At 35.7% G+C, this 19317-nt stretch carries 21 protein-coding genes and 1 other RNA gene; 3 read left to right on the plus strand and 19 right to left on the minus strand.

Going from position 1 to position 19317, the window contains the following annotated elements; genetic code table 11:
* Window positions 1-79 precede the first annotated feature (79 nt).
* Window positions 80-1588, minus strand: a complete 1509-nt coding sequence (atpD, locus tag AC27VX_RS04820) for a F0F1 ATP synthase subunit beta (RefSeq protein ID WP_236854472.1) — start codon at window positions 1586-1588, stop codon at window positions 80-82.
* A 288-nt stretch (window positions 1589-1876) separates the two neighbouring features.
* Here atpD and AC27VX_RS04825 point away from each other — a divergent pair, with 288 nt between their 5' ends.
* Complete coding sequence (locus AC27VX_RS04825) at window positions 1877-2803, plus strand: bifunctional riboflavin kinase/FAD synthetase (RefSeq protein ID WP_236854473.1); 927 nt, start codon at window positions 1877-1879, stop codon at window positions 2801-2803.
* A 209-nt stretch (window positions 2804-3012) separates the two neighbouring features.
* Here AC27VX_RS04825 and AC27VX_RS04830 read toward each other — a convergent pair whose 3' ends face one another.
* Both AC27VX_RS04830 and AC27VX_RS04835 read right to left on the minus strand, forming a co-directional pair.
* Window positions 3013-3495: a hypothetical protein gene (locus AC27VX_RS04830; RefSeq protein WP_488694158.1), complete on the minus strand. Its 483-nt coding sequence runs from the start codon at window positions 3493-3495 to the stop codon at window positions 3013-3015.
* A gap of 84 nt (window positions 3496-3579) precedes the next feature.
* Window positions 3580-3936, minus strand: a complete 357-nt coding sequence (locus AC27VX_RS04835; protein WP_488694160.1) for an MmcQ/YjbR family DNA-binding protein — start codon at window positions 3934-3936, stop codon at window positions 3580-3582.
* Between the two features lie 128 nt (window positions 3937-4064).
* On the opposite strand from AC27VX_RS04835, the gene AC27VX_RS04840 reads away from it, so the two are divergent.
* Window positions 4065-4724: an NAD(P)H-binding protein gene (locus AC27VX_RS04840; RefSeq protein ID WP_488694162.1), complete on the plus strand. Its 660-nt coding sequence runs from the start codon at window positions 4065-4067 to the stop codon at window positions 4722-4724.
* Between the two features lie 150 nt (window positions 4725-4874).
* Here AC27VX_RS04840 and AC27VX_RS04845 read toward each other — a convergent pair whose 3' ends face one another.
* From AC27VX_RS04845 to AC27VX_RS04900, 12 genes are all read right to left on the minus strand, one after another.
* On the minus strand, window positions 4875-5450 hold the full coding sequence (locus AC27VX_RS04845) for a glutathione peroxidase (RefSeq protein ID WP_236854477.1): 576 nt from the start codon (window positions 5448-5450) through the stop codon (window positions 4875-4877).
* A gap of 36 nt (window positions 5451-5486) precedes the next feature.
* Window positions 5487-6149 (minus strand): histidine kinase, encoded by a 663-nt coding sequence (locus AC27VX_RS04850; protein ID WP_300686793.1) that lies wholly within the window; start codon window positions 6147-6149, stop codon window positions 5487-5489.
* Window positions 6150-6265: 116 nt separating this feature from the next.
* On the minus strand, window positions 6266-6988 hold the full coding sequence (gene kdsB, locus AC27VX_RS04855) for a 3-deoxy-manno-octulosonate cytidylyltransferase (protein ID WP_488694164.1): 723 nt from the start codon (window positions 6986-6988) through the stop codon (window positions 6266-6268).
* Window positions 6989-7119: 131 nt separating this feature from the next.
* On the minus strand, window positions 7120-8106 hold the full coding sequence (locus AC27VX_RS04860) for a phosphatase PAP2 family protein (protein WP_236854480.1): 987 nt from the start codon (window positions 8104-8106) through the stop codon (window positions 7120-7122).
* 466 nt (window positions 8107-8572) lie between these two features.
* Window positions 8573-8890 (minus strand): hypothetical protein, encoded by a 318-nt coding sequence (locus AC27VX_RS04865; protein WP_488694166.1) that lies wholly within the window; start codon window positions 8888-8890, stop codon window positions 8573-8575.
* A gap of 119 nt (window positions 8891-9009) precedes the next feature.
* Window positions 9010-10263 (minus strand): pyridoxal phosphate-dependent aminotransferase, encoded by a 1254-nt coding sequence (locus tag AC27VX_RS04870; RefSeq protein ID WP_236854482.1) that lies wholly within the window; start codon window positions 10261-10263, stop codon window positions 9010-9012.
* Window positions 10264-10291: 28 nt separating this feature from the next.
* The gene (locus tag AC27VX_RS04875) at window positions 10292-11173 is read right to left on the minus strand and encodes a hypothetical protein (RefSeq protein WP_488694168.1); all 882 of its coding nucleotides are present in this window, start codon (window positions 11171-11173) and stop codon (window positions 10292-10294) included.
* 33 nt (window positions 11174-11206) lie between these two features.
* Window positions 11207-12922: a phospho-sugar mutase gene (locus AC27VX_RS04880; protein WP_236854484.1), complete on the minus strand. Its 1716-nt coding sequence runs from the start codon at window positions 12920-12922 to the stop codon at window positions 11207-11209.
* 107 nt (window positions 12923-13029) lie between these two features.
* On the minus strand, window positions 13030-13731 hold the full coding sequence (locus tag AC27VX_RS04885) for a GIN domain-containing protein (RefSeq protein WP_236854485.1): 702 nt from the start codon (window positions 13729-13731) through the stop codon (window positions 13030-13032).
* A 788-nt stretch (window positions 13732-14519) separates the two neighbouring features.
* Window positions 14520-14912: a hypothetical protein gene (locus AC27VX_RS04890; RefSeq protein WP_236854486.1), complete on the minus strand. Its 393-nt coding sequence runs from the start codon at window positions 14910-14912 to the stop codon at window positions 14520-14522.
* The gene (locus AC27VX_RS04895) at window positions 14912-15862 is read right to left on the minus strand and encodes a glycosyltransferase family 2 protein (RefSeq protein ID WP_236854487.1); all 951 of its coding nucleotides are present in this window, start codon (window positions 15860-15862) and stop codon (window positions 14912-14914) included. Before AC27VX_RS04895 ends, AC27VX_RS04890 begins: the two co-directional genes overlap by 1 nt.
* 16 nt (window positions 15863-15878) lie before the next feature.
* Complete coding sequence (locus tag AC27VX_RS04900; protein ID WP_236854488.1) at window positions 15879-16481, minus strand: DUF4199 domain-containing protein; 603 nt, start codon at window positions 16479-16481, stop codon at window positions 15879-15881.
* 131 nt (window positions 16482-16612) lie between these two features.
* Here AC27VX_RS04900 and ffs point away from each other — a divergent pair.
* Window positions 16613-16710: signal recognition particle sRNA small type (ffs, locus tag AC27VX_RS04905), an RNA gene on the plus strand.
* 117 nt (window positions 16711-16827) lie between these two features.
* Here the strand turns inward: ffs and AC27VX_RS04910 are convergent.
* From AC27VX_RS04910 to menA, 4 genes are all read right to left on the minus strand, one after another.
* On the minus strand, window positions 16828-17514 hold the full coding sequence (locus AC27VX_RS04910; protein ID WP_300686774.1) for a metal-dependent hydrolase: 687 nt from the start codon (window positions 17512-17514) through the stop codon (window positions 16828-16830).
* Window positions 17515-17588: 74 nt separating this feature from the next.
* The gene (locus AC27VX_RS04915) at window positions 17589-17876 is read right to left on the minus strand and encodes a hypothetical protein (RefSeq protein ID WP_488694172.1); all 288 of its coding nucleotides are present in this window, start codon (window positions 17874-17876) and stop codon (window positions 17589-17591) included.
* A 5-nt stretch (window positions 17877-17881) separates the two neighbouring features.
* The gene (locus AC27VX_RS04920; RefSeq protein ID WP_488694174.1) at window positions 17882-18328 is read right to left on the minus strand and encodes an SRPBCC family protein; all 447 of its coding nucleotides are present in this window, start codon (window positions 18326-18328) and stop codon (window positions 17882-17884) included.
* Window positions 18329-18345: 17 nt separating this feature from the next.
* Window positions 18346-19275: a 1,4-dihydroxy-2-naphthoate octaprenyltransferase gene (gene menA, locus AC27VX_RS04925; protein WP_236854492.1), complete on the minus strand. Its 930-nt coding sequence runs from the start codon at window positions 19273-19275 to the stop codon at window positions 18346-18348.
* Window positions 19276-19317: the final 42 nt, after the last annotated feature.

Genomic DNA, 19317 nt, shown 5'->3' on the forward strand with positions numbered 1-19317 from the left:
ATTTGAAGATTTCAGATTTCAGATTTCAGACAACCTTAAAGTCTCATGTCTGGTATCTGCTATCTTTATGTCTAATTTATTAAGCGTTTTCAGCTAACATTTTTTGTCCTGCTTCGATAGCTTCTTCGATAGTTCCTTTCAAGTTGAAAGCAGCTTCTGGTAAGTGATCTAATTCACCATCCATAATCATGTTGAATCCTTTGATTGTATCTTTGATATCAACTAATGATCCTGGAATACCTGTAAACTGTTCTGCTACGTGGAAAGGCTGAGATAAGAATCTCTGAACTTTTCTTGCACGGTAAACAACTGATTTATCTTCTTCAGAAAGTTCTTCCATACCAAGGATTGCGATGATATCCTGAAGCGCTTTATATCTTTGAAGAATTTCTTTTACTCTTTGAGCACAGTTATAATGTTCATGACCAATAACTTCCGGAGAAAGAATTCTTGAAGTAGAAGCCAATGGATCTACCGCTGGGTAAATACCTAATGAAGCAATCTTTCTGTCAAGTACCGTTGTTGCATCCAAGTGAGCAAACGTAGTTGCAGGAGCCGGGTCAGTTAAGTCATCCGCAGGTACGTATACCGCTTGTACTGAAGTAATTGAACCATTTTTAGTTGAAGTAATTCTTTCCTGCATTGCACCCATTTCAGAAGCAAGAGTTGGTTGGTAACCTACCGCTGATGGCATACGACCAAGAAGTGCAGATACCTCAGAACCAGCCTGTGTAAAACGGAAGATGTTGTCTACGAAGAAAAGTACGTCTCTACCTTGTCCGCTTTCTCCACCATCTCTATAGTACTCAGCTAATGTAAGACCAGAAAGTGCTACTCTAGCTCTTGCACCTGGCGGCTCGTTCATCTGTCCGAAAACGAATGCTGCTTTGGATTCTTTCATAGCCTCTAAGTCTACTTTAGAAAGATCCCAACCTCCATTTTCCATAGAATGCATGAAATCATCACCATACTTGATAATACCTGATTCCAACATCTCTCTTAAAAGGTCATTTCCTTCTCTCGTTCTTTCACCTACTCCGGCGAAAACAGAAAGACCTCCGTGTCCTTTTGCAATATTGTTAATCAACTCCTGGATCAATACTGTTTTACCTACACCAGCACCACCGAACAAACCGATCTTACCCCCTTTTGCGTAAGGCTCAACTAAGTCGATTACTTTAATACCTGTAAATAAAACTTCCGCAGAAGTTGAAAGTTGATCAAATTTTGGAGCTGGTCTGTGAATTGGAAGACCACCTTCCTTAGATATATTTTGAAGTCCGTCGATAGCATCACCAACAACGTTGAATAGTCTTCCGTTTACGGCCTCACCGATTGGCATAGTAATAGGATTTCCGTATCCAATTACATCTTGACCTCTCTTAAGACCATCAGTAGCGTCCATTGCGATACATCTTACTGTATCTTCGCCAATATGTTGTTCTACCTCTAAAACTACTTTTTCACCGTTTTCTTTTGTAATTTCTAACGCGTCATAGATTGAAGGAATTGCTTCCACACCTGTGAAGACAACGTCGATTACCGGACCAATAATTTGAGAAATTTTACCTTTAATTTGGTTTGCCATTGCTAAATTTTTTCTTGGTGCAAATATAGTGATTCTTCATAAACCCGCAATTGGTAAAAAAAAGATTTTTATCATGCTTTTTCAGAGAAAGCATATTGTGATAAATAATATGTAAAATTCAATATCTACGGCAATTTTTAAAAACAAATTTTCAAATCACCAGATTCACCTTTATATATTAATATACAATATACCCTTTCGTTTCAAAACATTTCATTTTCAAATTTTAAAATTCCTCCGCTACATTCAAAATAAAGGCTTTATATTTGCAATCAAAATTTTTCCGTTTTGAAAGTTTTCAAGAATTTCACAGATTATTCCTCTCAGAAACCTCTAGCATTGTCTTTAGGGATGTTTGACGGGGTACATCTAGGGCATAAAAGTATTATTGATGAATTGATAAATGTAGGCACAGAGAATAATCTGGAAACTGCAATATTAACTTTTTGGCCCCATCCAAGATTTGTATTTAATCCTAATGAAGATTTAAAGCTTTTAAATACTTTAGAGGAGAAAAAAGAGCTGGTTGAAAAATATGGGATTGATAATCTGTTCCTTAAAGAGTTTGATGAAGAATTCAGGAACTTAACAGGAGAAGAATTTGTTCGTCAGATTTTAGTTGACCAGCTTAATGTAAAATACCTTATTATAGGATATGACCATTCTTTCGGAAAAAATAAAACCGGAAATTTTGAACTGCTTCAAAAATTATCAAAAGAACTTGATTTTGAAGTAGACCAAATGGAAGCGATTAATATTCACGAAAATAATATCAGTTCTACCAAAGTTCGTAATGCCCTTTTGACCGGGAATATTAAAGAAGCCAATGAGATGCTTGGCTACTCCTACTCTGTTTCAGGGACTGTAGTTCACGGAAAGAAAATTGGAAGAACCATTGGATATCCAACGGCTAATATTGAGACCGAATCTATTAAGCTTCTACCAAAAAAGGGAGCCTATATTGTAGAAGTAGTGGTAAAAGGCCAGCAGTATAAAGGAATGCTGAGTATTGGAACCAACCCTACTGTAAATGGAGAAAAACTGACTGTTGAAGTCTATATTCTCGATTTTAATGATGATATTTATGATGAAAAAATTACGGTAACTTTCAGGGATTTTCTTCACGATGAGATAAAATTTGAGGGTCTGGAAAAACTGATTGAAAGACTGGATCTGGATAAGGAAATTACAAAAAACTATGATTTCAAAGTGTGATAATTTTGAGTTCATAAAATTTATCATGAGCTCCTCATGAAAAACGTATATATTTTTGAAATCCGATTATAAAACAAGGGGCTGTACTAGTATGTACAGTCTTTTATTGCATCTAATCCTTTTATTTTGGCTACAGATACTCATAGAATTTTGGGTATTTACAGCTAAAAATAAAGGCTGCCCCCTGATAGGAAGCAGCCTTATATTATTTATTTCAATATTTTTAAATAGACCTGCTGGGTCTCATTATTTACTTTCACATTAGGAAATTTCTTATCGTAATCAATAAATATATCTCCTTTTTCACCAGCTTTTCCATTGCCGTCAGAATCCCAGCTTACTGTCACATAATACTTCACGGGCCCTTTAGGTTTGGGCGTAATCTTACTTTCAGCATCTTTAGGTACTGGCAAGTCTATAACAAATGGTACCGATTTCTGCTCATAATCTTTTTCAGTGATTAATGTAGCCGGTGCATCAGCCAAAGTTTCATCCACTCCATATAAACTTACTTTAAGTTTTGGATTTTTGATGATAAAGTCACCCATCCCTGAAAATTCTATTTTAATATTATCAGTGGGGCTGTTTGAATTGTCAACAGCAACAGGAGTACTTGTTTTAGCCTCCGGTTTATTACAGCTTGATAACATCAGTGTACCTGCAGCCATAAATAATAATAAGTGGTTTCTCATTTGTTCTTTTTTTATTACTATAAAATTTAATATTTCACGACTAATAGATAACAAATTCCGTACCTAATCATGAATGCTTTTATTTTACAAAGACTCGTTTACAGCATTCTGGGCCTTTTTCGTCAATGATTTAAAAACAAGGTCGTATGAATGGTCAATAAGTTTAAAGATTAAATCTCTCTTCAAACCGTCTGTCATCACAGAATTCCAGTGTGTTTTATTCATATGATAGGCTCCTGTGATCTGAGGGTATTGCTCACGGAGTTCGGCACTCCATTCCGGATCTGTTTTTACATTAATGGACAAGGGCTGTTTTTCAAGGCCCATCAGCAGAAACATTTTAGTATCTACTTTCAGAACGAGGGTTTCGTTATCAAAAGGAAAGCTTTCTGTAACTGCTTTTTTGGCAAGACAATAGTCTAAAATTTCGTTGGCATCCATGGGGTTAATTAAAAATTGAGAATTACAAATTAAAAATATAAAACTGATCTTTGAAAAAATCTTTTAATCTTTAGTTCAAATTTAGTAAATTTAAGAAAGAAAACATCATTACATAAAATTACATTCTTATGAAGGCTTTAGTAATCGGTGCCACAGGTGCTACAGGAAAAGATCTGGTTAATCAGTTGCTCAATGATAAAGACTTTGAGGAAGTTCATATTTTTGTAAGAAAACCCGTTAATATTGAACATGAAAGGCTTAAAGTGCATATTGTCAACTTTGAAAAACCTGAGGAATGGAAAGAAAAGGTAAAAGGAGATGTTGCATTTTCATGTCTGGGAACTACTTTAAAGGATGCCGGAAGTAAGGAGGCTCAGAAGAAGGTTGATTTTGATTATCAGTATGAATTTGCCAAAGCTGCTAAGGAAAATGATGTGGAAGATTATATTTTAGTTTCGGCTTATGGAGCGAATCCTGAGTCCAAAATCTTCTATTCTAAAATGAAAGGAGAACTGGAAGAAGCTGTAAAACAGTTGCATTTCAATAAAATAACTATTTTTAACCCGGGAATGCTGGAGCGTAAAAATTCTGAGAGAACAGGTGAAGTGCTTGGCAGCCGGATTATAAAGTTTGCCAATAAGTTGGGCTTACTGGAGAGTCAAAAACCTCTGCCGACGGATGTTCTCGCAAAAGCGATGATCAATTCTTCCAAAATAAAAAGCAATGGTTACTCCAGTATCAAACTTGGAAATATATTCTGTTTTGCAGAAAAAGTAATTGATAGCTAAAGATATAGACTGTTTTGGATCATTCCCTGCCCATTATACATGACTATAAATGCCTCGACTCCGCTTAGCATGACATATCCGATACCGGATATCAAAATCGATGCTGAGCGGAGTCGAAATATGCTAAGCTCGGGGCTTATTCTTATATTTTTACTTCAAATACTTCGTGATGGCATGGTCCGTTGGCTTTGTAGTACTCACAAAAGTATCAATAAGCTTCCCGTTTTCATCCACTAAGAATTTGGTAAAGTTCCAGAGAATGGTTGTATTTTTCACTCCGTTTAGCTCCTGCTCTGTTAAATATTTAAAGATAGGTGCCGTATCATCTCCTTTTACAGAAACTTTTGCTGCCATCGGGAATGTTACTCCATAATTTTTCTGACAGAAGGCTCCGATCTCAGTATTGGTTCCCGGCTCCTGGCCTCCAAAATTATTGGCAGGAAAACCAATGACTACCAATTTATCTTTATACTCTTCATATAGCTTTTCAAGCTCTTCATACTGAGGGGTAAATCCACATTTTGAAGCAGTATTTACAATCAGTATCTTTTTTCCTTTGAAATCTGCGAAATTGATCTCCTTACCGTCAAGACTTTCAACTGTAAAGTCATATATTGTTTTTCCCATAAGTTCGTTGGTTTTAGCTTTAGAAATTTCACTTTTTTGATTGGTGCAGCTTTGCAGAAATGCTATAAAAGAAAGCAGCATTAGAAAAATATTTTTCATTTCTTATCAATTTTTACGCAGTTGGCTGCAGGTGAATTAAAACTTAAAAATATTGGCAGGAAACACTTTGTTGATATCAATTCTGTTTAGTATCATAACATAGTCTCCATCTTTCTTAGAATTTGACGATTCTATTCTGAAAGGCATACTAAAATTTCCTACTTTTTTATAATCAAAATATACGAGTGTTTCATCTTTTTTCACTTCTTTTAAAAGCATATAAGTCTGTGTATCAAAATAGTACATATTCTTATTAACATTCTTGGTAAGTTCTACTTTATGACAGTAGATCTCTCCTACTTTTTCTTTTCCAAGATATTTAGCCTCAAATCCTTTATTTTCCCAATCAATGAAGTCGTTATCAAAACTTTCAGGAATATACTCAGGGTATTCCTGCAGTTTATTGGCTGCATAATTCATCGCATAGCCTTTTGTTCCGTCAAAGCCTTCAATAGCTGTTTCCTTTCCATTGGTTGTAATCAATGTTTTTGTAAGATTAGGACGCTGCTGATATATTTTTATTGGATATTCATCTTTGATTCCCAGTACCACCTTTCCCTGAAGCAGTACCGAGTTTAAAAGTTTCCAATTGGTAAGCCCTCCGGACAATTCAATATTTTTATCTATAATTTCCTTTGCCGTCTGTGCAAATGTTAAATGTGAAAATATCAGTCCAAATACTAAGAGTAACTTCTTCATTAATTTTATTTATAATTCCAAATATAGGAGGATTTGAGCGAAATTGCAAAAAGGTAAGAAATGCTAATGCATTGTAAAGGCAAATTTGCCAATAAATGAATGTACTGTTCTTATTTTTAAATCAGCTTTCTTGCTTTTTCTAAATCTTCGGGGGTATCAATACCTACTCCTATGAAATTGGTTTCTATCATCTTGATTTTCATACCATATTCAAGATAGCGGATACATTCTATTTTTTCGGATATCTCCAGAGGTTTCATTTCCAATTTGGAAAACTGCAGTAATGCTTCTTTTCTGAAAGCGTACACCCCAATATGTTTAAAATAACTTATATCATAAGAAACTTCTCTGTGAAAAGGAATTACAGAACGGCTAAAATATAAGGCAAAGCCATTGTTATCCGTAATGACTTTTACATTATTCGGATTTTCAACTTCTTCTTTTTCAAACAACTGTATTTTTAAGGAAGCCAACGAAATCTCCTGTTTCTCGTCATTTTTAAATACTTCGATCAGTTGTTTTAAAGGCTCCAGTTTGAGAAAAGGTTCATCTCCCTGAACATTGATTACAATGTCACATTCAATGTTCTGAACGGCTTCGGCAATACGGTCGCTTCCTGTTTCATGCTGTCCTGTCATGACAGCTTTTCCTCCGTGTTTTATAATTTCATCTAAAATAATTTCAGAATCTGTAGCCACAAATACTTCATCAAACAGCCCTGTTTCCACTACATTCTGGTAAGTTGTAGTGATAACGGTTTTTTCTCCCAGAATCTGCATCAGTTTCCCCGGAAAGCGGCTTGCTTCATAACGTGCAGGGATAACAGCGATTATTTTCATTAATTCAAATATTAAGATAGGTCTTTTTTGAACACTGCCATCCTTCTTTTCAAAAGATAAGAAGGAATAACCGTGTATATTCTGATCAAAAGTAGTAAAACTATTTCACTTTGTTCCGTAAAAAGTCATATTTAAAAAGAAAGTTTCACCCCTGCCATATTATATTCCCATTGGCGGGATGCTATAAAGTTGAGTTTATATTTTGTAGTTCCTACAGTACCCTCTGAACTGGTATATCTGCTTTTTGATATTGTTTTTCCTATAAAATATCCCATTAATAAAGCTAAAGGATAATCTGAAGCCCAGTGAACTTTACTCTGCATCATCTGAAAGCATAAAGCTCCTGCCAGGGTATATCCTACCGGCTTTATCCATCTTGCATCCGGATAATTATCTGCAATTACAGTAATACCAGCCATAAAGGTGGTTAAATGTCCTGAGGGCATTGCATCATAATTAGAGGTATTCTTGCCAAATGCTGAAAAACTTGGAAACGGATTCCAGGCACCTCCTTTATTGCCATTTTCTTCTGCAATAAACGGGCTTTCTCTTCCGGTAATTCTTTTAAGGGTTTGGGTGAAAACTCCGGAAAGGATTAAACTTTCCATTAATCCACTGGCGGTAGCCTGCGCTCTGTAATCATTTTTGATCAAACCATAAGCTCCGAAACCTATTCCAAGAAAGACAAGCGTAGAGCCGTTTCCTATCAGATACAAGGTAGATCCTATGTCCTTTGGTATTTTAAAGACGCCGCCAAGTTTGGTATAGTTATTATCCTTATCCATACCCCATCTTTCCCCAAGCTCCCTTGAATTGTCAATTAATTTCTGGTCAAAGGGTAAAAGAATCAATGTTGCGGCAACTGCCCCTCCCAGATAATAAGCATGATCCTGTGCTACAAAATCTTTATTGGTATTAATAAAGTTTCTTGGTAGTTTGGTCACAAAATCCAAAAGTTTAGGTTTAGGATAAGTTCTTACGGTACCGTCTTTTAAAGTATAAGTTTGAACCTTTGGTAATTCAGGCTCCATTGGTAATTCTGTTACCTTTAATGTATCCACCTCTTGCGAGCACACCAATATAGATACTGGCAATAGCAGAAATCGTAATTTTTTCATCGTAGTTTTTTTCAACCTTATTTAATTCTTAGCTTTATAAAAGCCCCAAAGGTAATCCCTATCTAAAGTAAGTGCAAAATGTTTGTTTAATTTTTAATGTTTATTTAATTTTTTTATAAAATTGCAAGAAGTCTTCTGCGTCAGCAATATCTTCTTATAGCTATAGAATACCTATAACCTCTCTTGTTCTTTGTTTAATTTATATAGTTGAATATAAATATAATTCCATAGATCCAGGATACATACAGGAGAGAGTAGAAAAAGCCTAATCCAAGACTTTTCAATACATTTCCTTTACACTTTCCAGAGTTTTTAAATACAAGCCGTAACGCACGGAAAAAGATCCAATACAGCATAGCTGCAAGAAATAATACTGCAGACCAAAAGAAAAGCCCAAGAAAAGATAAAAGAAATACAAGCACTACGGAAAATATAATCCATAAAATAATAGAAAGTATCGCAGCTCCTATTCCTTCACCAATATCCGGCGGATCAAATCAAAACCGCCATTTGGAAGGTTTTTATCCGAAAACTTTTTTATTTTTTCTTTGTTTAAAATACTGCCAACGTTATCTTTTAATTTCAAACCATAATATAATCCCAAGGTTATAAACAGGAAAAATACTCCTGCCAAAACAGAGGTAGATAAGACAGAATTCTGAAATAATGAACGATGGGATCCTTTCCCTGCAAGCCAGACACTTAGGATCACAACTGCTATGATGGCTAATGTTGAATAAAACAAATATTTTGTTTCAAGAAAATATTTCCGTGGAATCTTCATAGGTTTTTGTTTTTATATAAAAAGACTTCGACTCCGGTCTGCCTGACACTGCTAATACGATTTTTATGTTTTAACGGTGTCATGCTGAACGAAGTCGAAGCATGATATTTTATTTAAATTTATTTTAAAGCATTTAATGCACTTTCCATTTTTGGAAGCATTACTTTAATCTCATCAGTGGCCAATCCTCCTACAGAAGCACGGAACCACGGCTCAGATTTGTCTTCTCCGAATGCAGAGAAAGGTACCAATGCCACTCCTGCTTCATTGATTAAATAGAAAACAAGATCAGAAGAGTTCTCAATAAGAGTTCCATCCGGTTTTGTTTTTCCGATATATTCTAATTTGATAGTCAGATAAAGCGCTCCCATTGGTTCAATACTGTCTACAGCTAGACCTTTGGCTTTTAAGTCCTGAATACCTCCATGAAGAACTTTTAAACTATTTTCCAGTTTTGCTTTAAAGTCATCCACAAATGTATCTACATTTTCAGGATTTTCATAGAATTTTGCAGTAGCTTCCTGCTCAGGTTTTGGAGCCCATGCTCCTACGTGAGTAAGAAGAGCTTTCATCTTATCAATAATATGAGCCGGCCCGAATCCCCATCCTACACGCACTCCAGTTGCTGCAAGACATTTGGAAATACCATCGATATAAATTGTATATTCCTTCATTTCCGGGAAAAGAGAAACCGGATCTACGTGCTCAGCCCCAAAAGTTAGGTTAGAATAAATCTGGTCATACATTAGATACAACGGCTTTTCATTTTCACCTCTTTTTTTATTCTCAGCAATCACCAGTTCACAGATTTCTGAAAGCTGCTCTCTTGTAAACATCGTTCCTGTAGGGTTCAATGGCGAGCAAAGTGCCAATAGAACGGCTCCATCCAAATGAGGTCTTAAATCATCAGCTGTTGGAAGGAAGTTGGTTTCAGGTTTTGTTTTTACTTCTACAGCATTGGCTGAAGTAAGGTAAGCATAATGGTTGTTATTCCAAGATGGCGTAGGATATATTACTTTGTCTCCTTCATCCACTATAGTTTTGTATACCGCATAAATCAAGGGTCTTGAGCCTGCAGTAATCAAAATATCGTTTGGAGAATAATCCAGGTTCCATCTGTTTTTCAGATCTTTGGAAACTTCTTTTCTTAAAGATAAAAGTCCGTTTGCAGGAGGATAATTTGTCAGGTTATTCTGATAGGCTTTCTGAATTTCTTCCTTCAGCAAGGCTGGAATAGGATAGATATTAGAATTCAGGTCACCAATAGTAAGATTGGCAATTTCTGCTCCTTTTGCTTTTAGATCATTTACTTCGTTACCAATTTTTACAATTTCAGAACCGATCAGGTTCGCTGCTAATTTTGAAACTTTCACTTTTATTCTTATTTAAAATTTACTACTATTATCTTCTTAAATTGAGTTTCTCACCTATCTGATCCTCAGGGGTATGAGCGTCATAGGCGGCTATTAGTTCTTTAGTTTTTTTTGCGGTCCTGGAGTTAGGGTACTTTTTGATGATTCTGTTGTATTCTTCCATTTTGTCATCAAAAATTTTCCTTTCTTCGCTGTCATAAATCAAATTACTATCCATTCCCAGAAGATAATCCGACAAATAGCTATAATAATGATCTGTTATTGATTTGATTAATGGACTTTTAGGATATTTATTCATTATATTTTCCCAAACGATTAACCGGTCTCCCAGTTCTTCCCAGGTGATCATCAGACTTCCGTTTATAGCATAATTTTCTTTGTTATCTTCCGCCATCTGCGAAATATAAGCACCATAATCAGGGGTTACCTTATTTTTAAAAACAGACTCATAATATCCGGGTAATGAATGAATTTCAGTAAGTCCCTCACCCATTTCACGAAATTCCAGGCCTACTTTATTCAGCTCTGCAGCTATTTTTTTCACATTGGCCGGCAGATTATTAGTATCCGGTCCTGTGTGATAATCAATATACTTATCTAATATATCTGTATGCAGATCATTGAGACATTCTGTATATTTCTCTCTTATTGTCAGGTAGTCTTCGTATACTTTGTCGTTCTGTTCCGGGCTGTTTCCTGCAATCTCCTTGTCAATTTTAGTCCGATACCATTGAAGAGCTGTGATGTAATCCTCCGTTTTGTTGGCGGGAGTACAAACGGTATCAATAGGTTTATACTGATCTTTGGTTTCGTTTTTGACAATTGAGTCATTTGCCGGTTTTGTGTCAGAAACTGCAGTCTCTTTTTTACAAGAAACTACAGCGGCCGACAGTAGGCAAATTGCTACCATATTTTTTATCATCTATGTGCTGTTATCAGGAGATTAGTCCAGTTTTAAATCTGTTTTAACGGCTCCTATTTTAGCTTCCAATGATTTTAATTTATCTCTGAAGTCTGCTTCTGAAGAGATAGAGTCTCTTACGGAAACATAAAACTTAATCTTTGGTTCTGTACCTGAAGGCCTTACGCAAACTTTTGTTCCATCTTCTGTATAGTAAATCAGTACATTAGACTGCGGAATATCGTTCATTACTTTTTTCTCGCCCGTAGAAACATTAAAACTGGTTTGTTCCTTAAAGTCGTTGATTTGTAGTACTTCTGAACCTGCCAGTTCTTTTGGAGGATTTTCACGGAAGTTTTTCATCATATTCTGGATTTCTTCTGCTCCTTCTCTTCCTTTTCTCACAATATTGATCAGTCCTTCATAGTACATTCCAAGATCTTTGTAGATCTCGATCATATACTGATACATTGTTCTTCCGTTTGCCTTGCACCAGGCAGCAATTTCGCAAGCCAGGATGATACTTCCACATGAATCTTTATCACGTACAAAGTCTCCTGTCATAAAACCGAAGCTTTCTTCACCACCACAAACGAATTTCTGTGTACCTTCTGCTTCACGGATCATTTTTCCGATCCATTTGAATCCAGTAAGACCTATTTTACATTCAACACCAAATTTATGAGCAATCTCAATGAAGATATCGGAAGTAACGATGGTAGAGCCTATAAATTCTTTTCCGGTAATTCTCCCCTGCTTTCTCCATTCATTAAGGATATAATAAGTAAGGATGGTATTGGTCTGGTTTCCGTTCAATAACTGCATTTCACCATCCAGGTTTCTTACAGCAATTCCCAGTCTGTCACCATCCGGATCTGTTCCGATAACGATATCTGCATTGGTAATTCTTGCCAGATCCATTGCCATTTCCAATGCTGCAGGCTCTTCCGGGTTTGGAGAGTCTACTGTTGGGAAGTTTCCGCTAGGGATCATCTGTTCTTTTACAAGATCTACTTTTTTGAATCCTGCTTTTTCTAAAGCTTTAGGTATCGTAGTGTAAGTTGTTCCGTGGATAGATGTGAAAACAATATTTAGGTTTTCTTTTCCAACATTCTGATAGGTAGAATTTTCAATACAAGCATCAATATAAACATCATCCTGCTCTTCTCCGATCCACTCGATCAGATCATCATTTCCGTTGAATTTGATTTCCTCAAACTTTACAGAATATACCTCGTTGATGATGGCTTCATCATTAGGTGGAACAATCTGAGCCCCGTCGTTCCAGTATACTTTATAACCATTATATTCCGGCGGGTTATGAGAAGCCGTTAATACAATTCCTCCGTTACATTTTTTATCACGAACTGTGAAAGATAATTCAGGAGTTGGTCTGTGATCTTTGAAAAGCAATACCTTAATTCCGTTAGCTGTCAGAACATCTGCAACCAATTTTCCAAATTCTTTTGAATTATGACGCACATCATAGGCAATGGCCACTTTAATTTCTTCTCCCTTGAACTGTTCCAGCATATAGTTTGCCAGTCCCTGGGTAGCCTGTCCCAAAGTATATTTATTTAAGCGGTTGGTTCCTACTCCCATTATCCCACGCATTCCTCCGGTTCCGAATTCCAGTTCTCTGTAGAAAGAATCTTCAAGATCAGGGGAATTGCTGTCGATCAGTGTCTGTACAGCATCTCTAGTTTCTTTATCGAAGGTATCACTTAACCAAAGCTTCGCTTTTTCTAATGTATTCATATTTGTATGTTGTTCTTTTTATAGTTTATAAAGTTCCATTTTAAAATCAGACCGTTTTTGTATCAAATAAGCTAAAAAAGCTGTCTAAATTTATATTTTTCTTCCGATTACTCCAGTTTTTTATTCTCAACCTTCGTCGTCTTATCAATTTTAAAAGCCCTGATAGGGTCGTTATAATAGATAAATTTTGCAGTGTTCTGAATATGTCCTTTTAAAGAATCTTTTACATTAACCTCTGCGTAATTTCCATTCTTAGAATCGATATTCAGGTTTGTGATTTTCCAGTAAGGCGCTATTAAACTTGCTGTATCTGAAATCTTTATAACGGCATCTTTAGATAATCCCAGAAAATTGGCGCGGCTTCTGTTGTGCATTTCCACTTCTGCTCTTCTTGTATTGACTGACCCCATGAAACTTGCATTATTTTTCATATTAAGTCTGAAATTATCAGTTTTGATTTCGCTGGAAATATTTACTTCAACAGAATCAGAAACGGATACTTTTTCAAGGTTATATTTTGAATAGATGGTTACATTATAAAAATCCACTCCTTTTGTTCCTCTTTTTTCTTTGATAACAAGCGTTTTGTCTTTTACATCTACATCAAGGTTACCTGCCACATTCGGGTACGTTTCTATCTCCACAAAATTTTTCGGACCTCTGGCGTAAAATACTCGGAACTTCCCTTCCAGATCCAGATTAACAAATTCCGGAACATCCACATCTTTCTTTTCAATATTTCCTTTTGGAGAAACTTTTCCACAGGAAACTACTGCAACCAGCATCAATGTGTACACTACTTTTTTCATATTCAATTTTAAATATCTATTTATAATCGCAATGATCTGCTCTGCTGAAAATTTCTGGATTGATTTTTCTGTATCTATCACAGGACTTTCAACAATATTTTTAACAAAAATAAGATTTAAATTTCTAAAAAACTTTGTCTTTTGACAATAAAATACGTGATAGTTTTCAATTTTCTGCTTTTCAAATGAAAGTGATGGCCATTCCGAAAACAGAAGTATTAAAGCTAAGAAAAGTAATCCTTAAATAGGAATAAAATCTATATTTCAGATCGTTTTTCTTAAAAATCCCCTATTTTCTGTCTGATTTTACTTTTCTATAAACCCAGGTTTTAGGAGCCTTAAGTACTGAAAATAGGAATAAATAATCTTGGCTGATATAGGAAATTTTCATTTTGGTGGTATCCGCGCCGTCTGTGTATTTCATGTTCAGCAGCTTTTTTTCTTTTTTATAATTCCCTGAATTTCCCATAGAATCAAAGGAACCGTCCTTAGGAAAGGTCAAAATTCCTGTTCCCTATCTGGAACTGTTATTTTTAGACTTCAAACTATCTGCATAACGAATTTCACCATCATAAATATCAACAAATTCCCAGGGACCCAATAGTTTGCTTGAGGAACATGATGTAATAAAAATCAGCAAAAGAGAAATGATAAAAATTCTGAACTGCAACATGAGATCGGGTTAAAAGTTTTTACTAAAAAAAAAGCACCCTATAAATAGAGTGCTTTCCGTCTTATTTTATTTTTAATCTGTAATTACTGATTAGCTATTACCACTTTTTTATTGTCTAGCTATTTTCAACAGAAGTACCATAAATAATTAAGGCTAAAAGAATTGCAACTATAATTACGGCAATAATTAATGGCTTCCATATAGCTTTCTTAGGATACTGTTCTTCATTTGGAAAATATTTAGGCATAAAGTAATAAGCAAGGAAAGCTCCCCCACCAAGTCCACATAAATAGGCTAATGAGCTCTGAGGATTTTCCGGGATATTCACAACAATGGCAGTCAATATTGTTATTGCAATAGAAATTCCCAATACAATATAAGCTTCTTTCTTTTTGTTGATCTCAATTAGATTTTGGTATAACAATATTCCTCCAAAAAGAGTTGACATAAAGATAGAAAATCCTAAAACAGCTTTTTTAGAATATATTTTCGGTAACTTCTCCTCCATTATATTACATCATCAATATTGTAATTCTTATGCTCACGATTTGTTCTGATGATCATTTCTCCTAAGAATCCTGCTATAAAAAGTAGTGTTCCCATAATCATCATTGTCAGAGCAATAAAGAACCATGGATTATTGGTAATTAAATGCCCGTAAATCCCTCTGGCTACGTCTATCAGCTTAGAAAGTCCCAGCCAAAGTGCAGAAAGAAAACCAACAATAAACATTATAGTTCCCACAGCTCCGAAGAAATGCATTGGTCTTCCTCCGAAACGGCTTACAAACCAAAGGGTTATTAAATCTAAAAATCCTCTTACAAATCTTTCGGTTCCGAATTTTGAAGTTCCGTAAGGTCTTGCCTGATGCTGTACTTCTTTCTCTGTAATTCTTCTGAAACCTGCATTGGCTGCCAGTACCGGGATGTAACGGTGCATATCTCCGTACACATCTACAGATTTTACAACCTGTTTTTTATAGGCCTTCAAACCACAATTAAAATCATGAAGATAAACTCCCGAAACTTTTCTGGCTGCTGCATTAAACAGTTTTGACGGAATATTTTTCGTCATCACATTATCAAAACGCTTCTTTTTCCAGCCGGACACAATATCATAATTGTCATGCACTACCATATTGTACAGTTCCGGAATTTCTTCAGGAAAATCCTGCAAATCTGCATCCATGGTAATAACCACGTCTCCGTTTGTTCTTTCAAAGGCAGCATGAAGCGCCTGGGATTTCCCATAATTTCGGGAAAATTTAATAGCGTGGATCTGAGGATACTGTACTTTCATATTCTCAATGATACTCCACGACAAATCCGTACTTCCATCGTCTACAAACCAGATCTCATAAGATAAATTACTGGTTGTGCACACCTTATCAATTCTTGAAAAAAGCTCTTCCAGAGAGTCTTCTTCGTTCAGTAACGGAATAACTATAGATAAATTCATTTAATTTTAATAAAAATTATTCTTGATTTGTTTCTTCGGGCTGATGAATCGTTCTTGTTCTGAAAAACGCTCCGAAAAACACTGACAAAACTACGTAAAATATAAGAATTGCTGCAAAATATCCTGAAAAATGACTTGCCGTAAGCATATCTTTTCCTTTAACAGCCTCCGGAGTGAAGCTCTGTAATCTCTCTTTGTACTTCTGGTCCAGCTCATCAATATCCTTCTGATGTTTCAAAATCTTTCTGGCAGACGTGTATTCTGTATCCAATTCTGATTTTTGTCTTTGAACATATTGGTAGTTCAACAGCTTTTTCGCATCAGTATCCGCAAAGTTTAAAAATGCATAAATACTGAATATGGAAAGTATTCCCCCAATAAACATTGGTACAAATGCTCTTTTGAAAGCATCCTTGAATTTTACCACTCTATGGTTATTCCAATATATTTTTACAGACCAAAAAGCAGCTCCTGCGTATAAAAGAGGCAGAACAAAAGCATTGGCTTTCAGAGAGATATCAAAATAGTTAACTCCTGAGAAAAAAGTATATACTACGAAGAAAACGATCATTGTAGCTATAAAAAGTATAATTCCTAGTGTTGATGGACTTTTAGTCATATTTAATTTTTTAGAAAAAAGTTGAAAAATTATTCCCCTAAATGTCAGCTATTTAGCTCTAATACTGCATTTTTTCGACTAATTTTCTTTAATAAAGTTTTGAAGTTTATAAATTATTCCTACCTTTGCAACGGCAAGTCCTAAACAACTAGCTCCTGACAATCCTCCAGGGTGGGAACGCAGCAAAGGTAATCGGTTGTAGCGGTGTGATTTAGGTAGCTTGCCATTTTTTTTTGTTTTAAAGTAAGAAGAGAGGTAATTTGATAATTATCTTTTTTTGTTTTTAATACCTTACGCATCATTTTCATTTTTTCTAATTTTCAGATTACCCCGATCCAGTTATTGATTAAAATTCGAACGTCTCGCCCAGTTTTGGTAAAACAAGTTCTACATTTCTATCTGCAAAATGCTTTAATGCACTTTCATGATTGATTTCAATTGCCGGGAAAGTATCAAAGTGACATCCGATTACTTTCGGTGTTTTTAATAGCTCAGCTGCTGCGAAAGAAGCTTTTCTCGGGCACATTGTGTAATGACTTCCGATCGGAAGAATAGAAAGGTCAAGATTCCCGTATAGTCTTGGGAACAGCTCCATATCAGCCATTACTCCTGTATCTCCTGCTAAATAAATATTTTTACCTTCAGGCAATCTGAAAATATACCCCACAGGAACGCCTCCGTAGCTCCCATCCGGGAACGAACTGGTGTGATGAGCCGGAACCATGGAAATTTTAAGATCGTCGATTTTTGCTGATCCTCCTAAGTTCACATCATCTTTGTTTTTTGCGGATGTAAAGTAAGCGCATACTTCAGGTACTCCAATTACGGTAGCCTCCGGATAATGCTGCAACACTTCTCCTACATCAGCAATATGATCGCCATGTGCATGGGTCAGAAGGATGTAATCAATTTTTTGAGCGGCGATATCAAAACCTGACTCCGCTTTTTTGTAGTTGTAGAATGGGTCACTTAAAATTGTCTTGTCCTTGTAGGTAAACAAGAAGCAATTTTGCCCTAAGAATTGTATTTTCATTTTAAATTTAGTTTTGAATTTATTGAATAAAGATGATTTATTACTTTAAGTGAAATTAAAATATCTTTTTTAATTTAAGAACATCCCATTGGCTGCTTTAAAAAAAACTCATACAGCAGCAGACAGGTTGGTATTATTATTAAAATCTGAAGAACCAGTAAAGGTCTCATTGGCTGTAATTTTCCGATGAACAGATAAAAGCCTAAAACAGCATTGGCCATAATAATCAAAGTAATAAAGGCTGGAATAAAATCAATTTCAAGCACTGACATTCCTCCTATCAACTCTTCAGCCAAATAATAAATAAGTACCAAACCCAGGATAACAGATAAACTGGAAGTTATTTTTACAAAGGTCTTCATATTATCTATTTCTTGGGAAATTTATCCTGAATCAGATTCAGATTAATACCATGCTCCAAATAAGCTTTACAGCCGTCTAAAACTGTTGTAAAGCCTCCTGTGTTGTCATTGATCACTTTTACAAGATCTTCGCCTGTCTGACCGAATCCATAGCTTCTGATCACAACCAGTGTTCCGTTTTCCATTGTCGTGAATTCGTAGTCTACATTTGTTGAAGGCTCACTCCACTCTGTTCTGATAAGCTTACCGGGAATTACCTGATTAACTTTCACCACAGATTTTACACCATACATTTCCCATTCCCAGGTTACCGTCTTACCTTCTTTTAATTTTCCGGTAGATTTTGTAAACCAGAAATTAGTGGTTACTTCAGGATTGATAAACGCTTCAAAAACATCTTCAATCGGCTTTCTGATGAGCATTTGAGCTTCAACGCAGGCAGTAGAATTCACGATATTCTATTTTAGAGTTAGTTAAATAAATTAAGTCCGGCTGCTGTAAGAATTGCCATTATAAATGTCATAATTCCTACCTGCTTTAAATACTGATCCAGTTCTTTTGGTTCTTTTACCGACATTATATTTCTTCTAAGTTTTGAAAGTGGGAACAAAAGGATCATTACGATGAAAACATAATAATTCTGAGCCTGAATGAATCCGTTTACCCCCAGAAACATAAGAATAAGCAATAATGGAAGCTGCAACAGAATCATTTCGTAGATCATTGCATTTTTGAATCCTATTCTCAGCGCAAAACTGTTTTTCCCTGACAGTCTGTCACTTTCGATGTCTCTCATATTGTTCAGATTAAGAACCGCCATACTCATCATACCTACCGCAGTCCCCGGAAGCAGCATATCCCAGCTGAAAGTTTTTGTAAACAGGAAGTAACTTCCACATACAGAAACAAGTCCAAAAAAGATAAATACAAAAATATCTCCCAGTCCCATGTAACCGTAAGGTTTTTTACCTACTGTATATCCTATAGCCGCCAGAATGCATGCCACTCCCAGTCCTATGAAGATGTAAAACTCATTCATATAATTGGGAATGAAGGCCACATACAATAAAGCAATAGTAGCCATGAAAGATAGTGCTGAGAAAAGAATTACTGCATTTTTCATCTGTTTTGCTGTAATCTTCCCTGATGCCACTGCTCTGGCTTCTGCCTCATTGATTCTTTTAGCATCGGTACCTTTTACCCCATCGCCATAATCATTGGCATAGTTTGATAAAATCTGATATAAAAGGGTTACCAGAAGGGCCAGTGCAAAAATTTTCCAGTCCCATGTTCCTCCTTCTCTGTAAAGCCTCCATTTTGCAATGAAAGCTCCCATAATAATCCCGCTTAAAGAAAGCGGTAAAGTCCTTAGCCTTGCGGCTTTTATCCAATCAGTCATAATTTTTATAATGTAAAATGTATGATGCACAATGTAAAATAC

This window comes from Chryseobacterium sp. 14P4.3.2, assembly GCF_057799275.1.

Bases quoted from the DNA above. Each gene is read 5' to 3' on its own strand.
- AC27VX_RS04835 (WP_488694160.1), bottom strand. From the start codon at position 3,936: ATGGATGCCAACGAAATTTTAGACTATTGTCTTGCCAAAAAAGCAGTT.
- AC27VX_RS04880 (WP_236854484.1), bottom strand. From the start codon at position 12,922: ATGAATACATTAGAAAAAGCGAAGCTTTGGTTAAGTGATACCTTCGAT.
- atpD (WP_236854472.1), bottom strand. From the start codon at position 1,588: ATGGCAAACCAAATTAAAGGTAAAATTTCTCAAATTATTGGTCCGGTA.
- kdsB (WP_488694164.1), bottom strand. From the start codon at position 6,988: ATGAAAATAATCGCTGTTATCCCTGCACGTTATGAAGCAAGCCGCTTT.
- AC27VX_RS04865 (WP_488694166.1), bottom strand. From the start codon at position 8,890: ATGAAGATTCCACGGAAATATTTTCTTGAAACAAAATATTTGTTTTAT.
- menA (WP_236854492.1), bottom strand. From the start codon at position 19,275: ATGACTGATTGGATAAAAGCCGCAAGGCTAAGGACTTTACCGCTTTCT.
- AC27VX_RS04895 (WP_236854487.1), bottom strand. From the start codon at position 15,862: ATGAATTTATCTATAGTTATTCCGTTACTGAACGAAGAAGACTCTCTG.
- AC27VX_RS04910 (WP_300686774.1), bottom strand. From the start codon at position 17,514: ATGAAAATACAATTCTTAGGGCAAAATTGCTTCTTGTTTACCTACAAG.
- AC27VX_RS04850 (WP_300686793.1), bottom strand. From the start codon at position 6,149: ATGAAGAAGTTACTCTTAGTATTTGGACTGATATTTTCACATTTAACA.
- AC27VX_RS04860 (WP_236854480.1), bottom strand. From the start codon at position 8,106: ATGAAAAAATTACGATTTCTGCTATTGCCAGTATCTATATTGGTGTGC.
- AC27VX_RS04890 (WP_236854486.1), bottom strand. From the start codon at position 14,912: ATGGAGGAGAAGTTACCGAAAATATATTCTAAAAAAGCTGTTTTAGGA.
- AC27VX_RS04830 (WP_488694158.1), bottom strand. From the start codon at position 3,495: ATGAGAAACCACTTATTATTATTTATGGCTGCAGGTACACTGATGTTA.
- AC27VX_RS04840 (WP_488694162.1), top strand. From the start codon at position 4,065: ATGAAGGCTTTAGTAATCGGTGCCACAGGTGCTACAGGAAAAGATCTG.
- AC27VX_RS04900 (WP_236854488.1), bottom strand. From the start codon at position 16,481: ATGACTAAAAGTCCATCAACACTAGGAATTATACTTTTTATAGCTACA.
- AC27VX_RS04915 (WP_488694172.1), bottom strand. From the start codon at position 17,876: ATGAAGACCTTTGTAAAAATAACTTCCAGTTTATCTGTTATCCTGGGT.
- AC27VX_RS04875 (WP_488694168.1), bottom strand. From the start codon at position 11,173: ATGGTAGCAATTTGCCTACTGTCGGCCGCTGTAGTTTCTTGTAAAAAA.
- AC27VX_RS04885 (WP_236854485.1), bottom strand. From the start codon at position 13,731: ATGAAAAAAGTAGTGTACACATTGATGCTGGTTGCAGTAGTTTCCTGT.
- AC27VX_RS04845 (WP_236854477.1), bottom strand. From the start codon at position 5,450: ATGAAAAATATTTTTCTAATGCTGCTTTCTTTTATAGCATTTCTGCAA.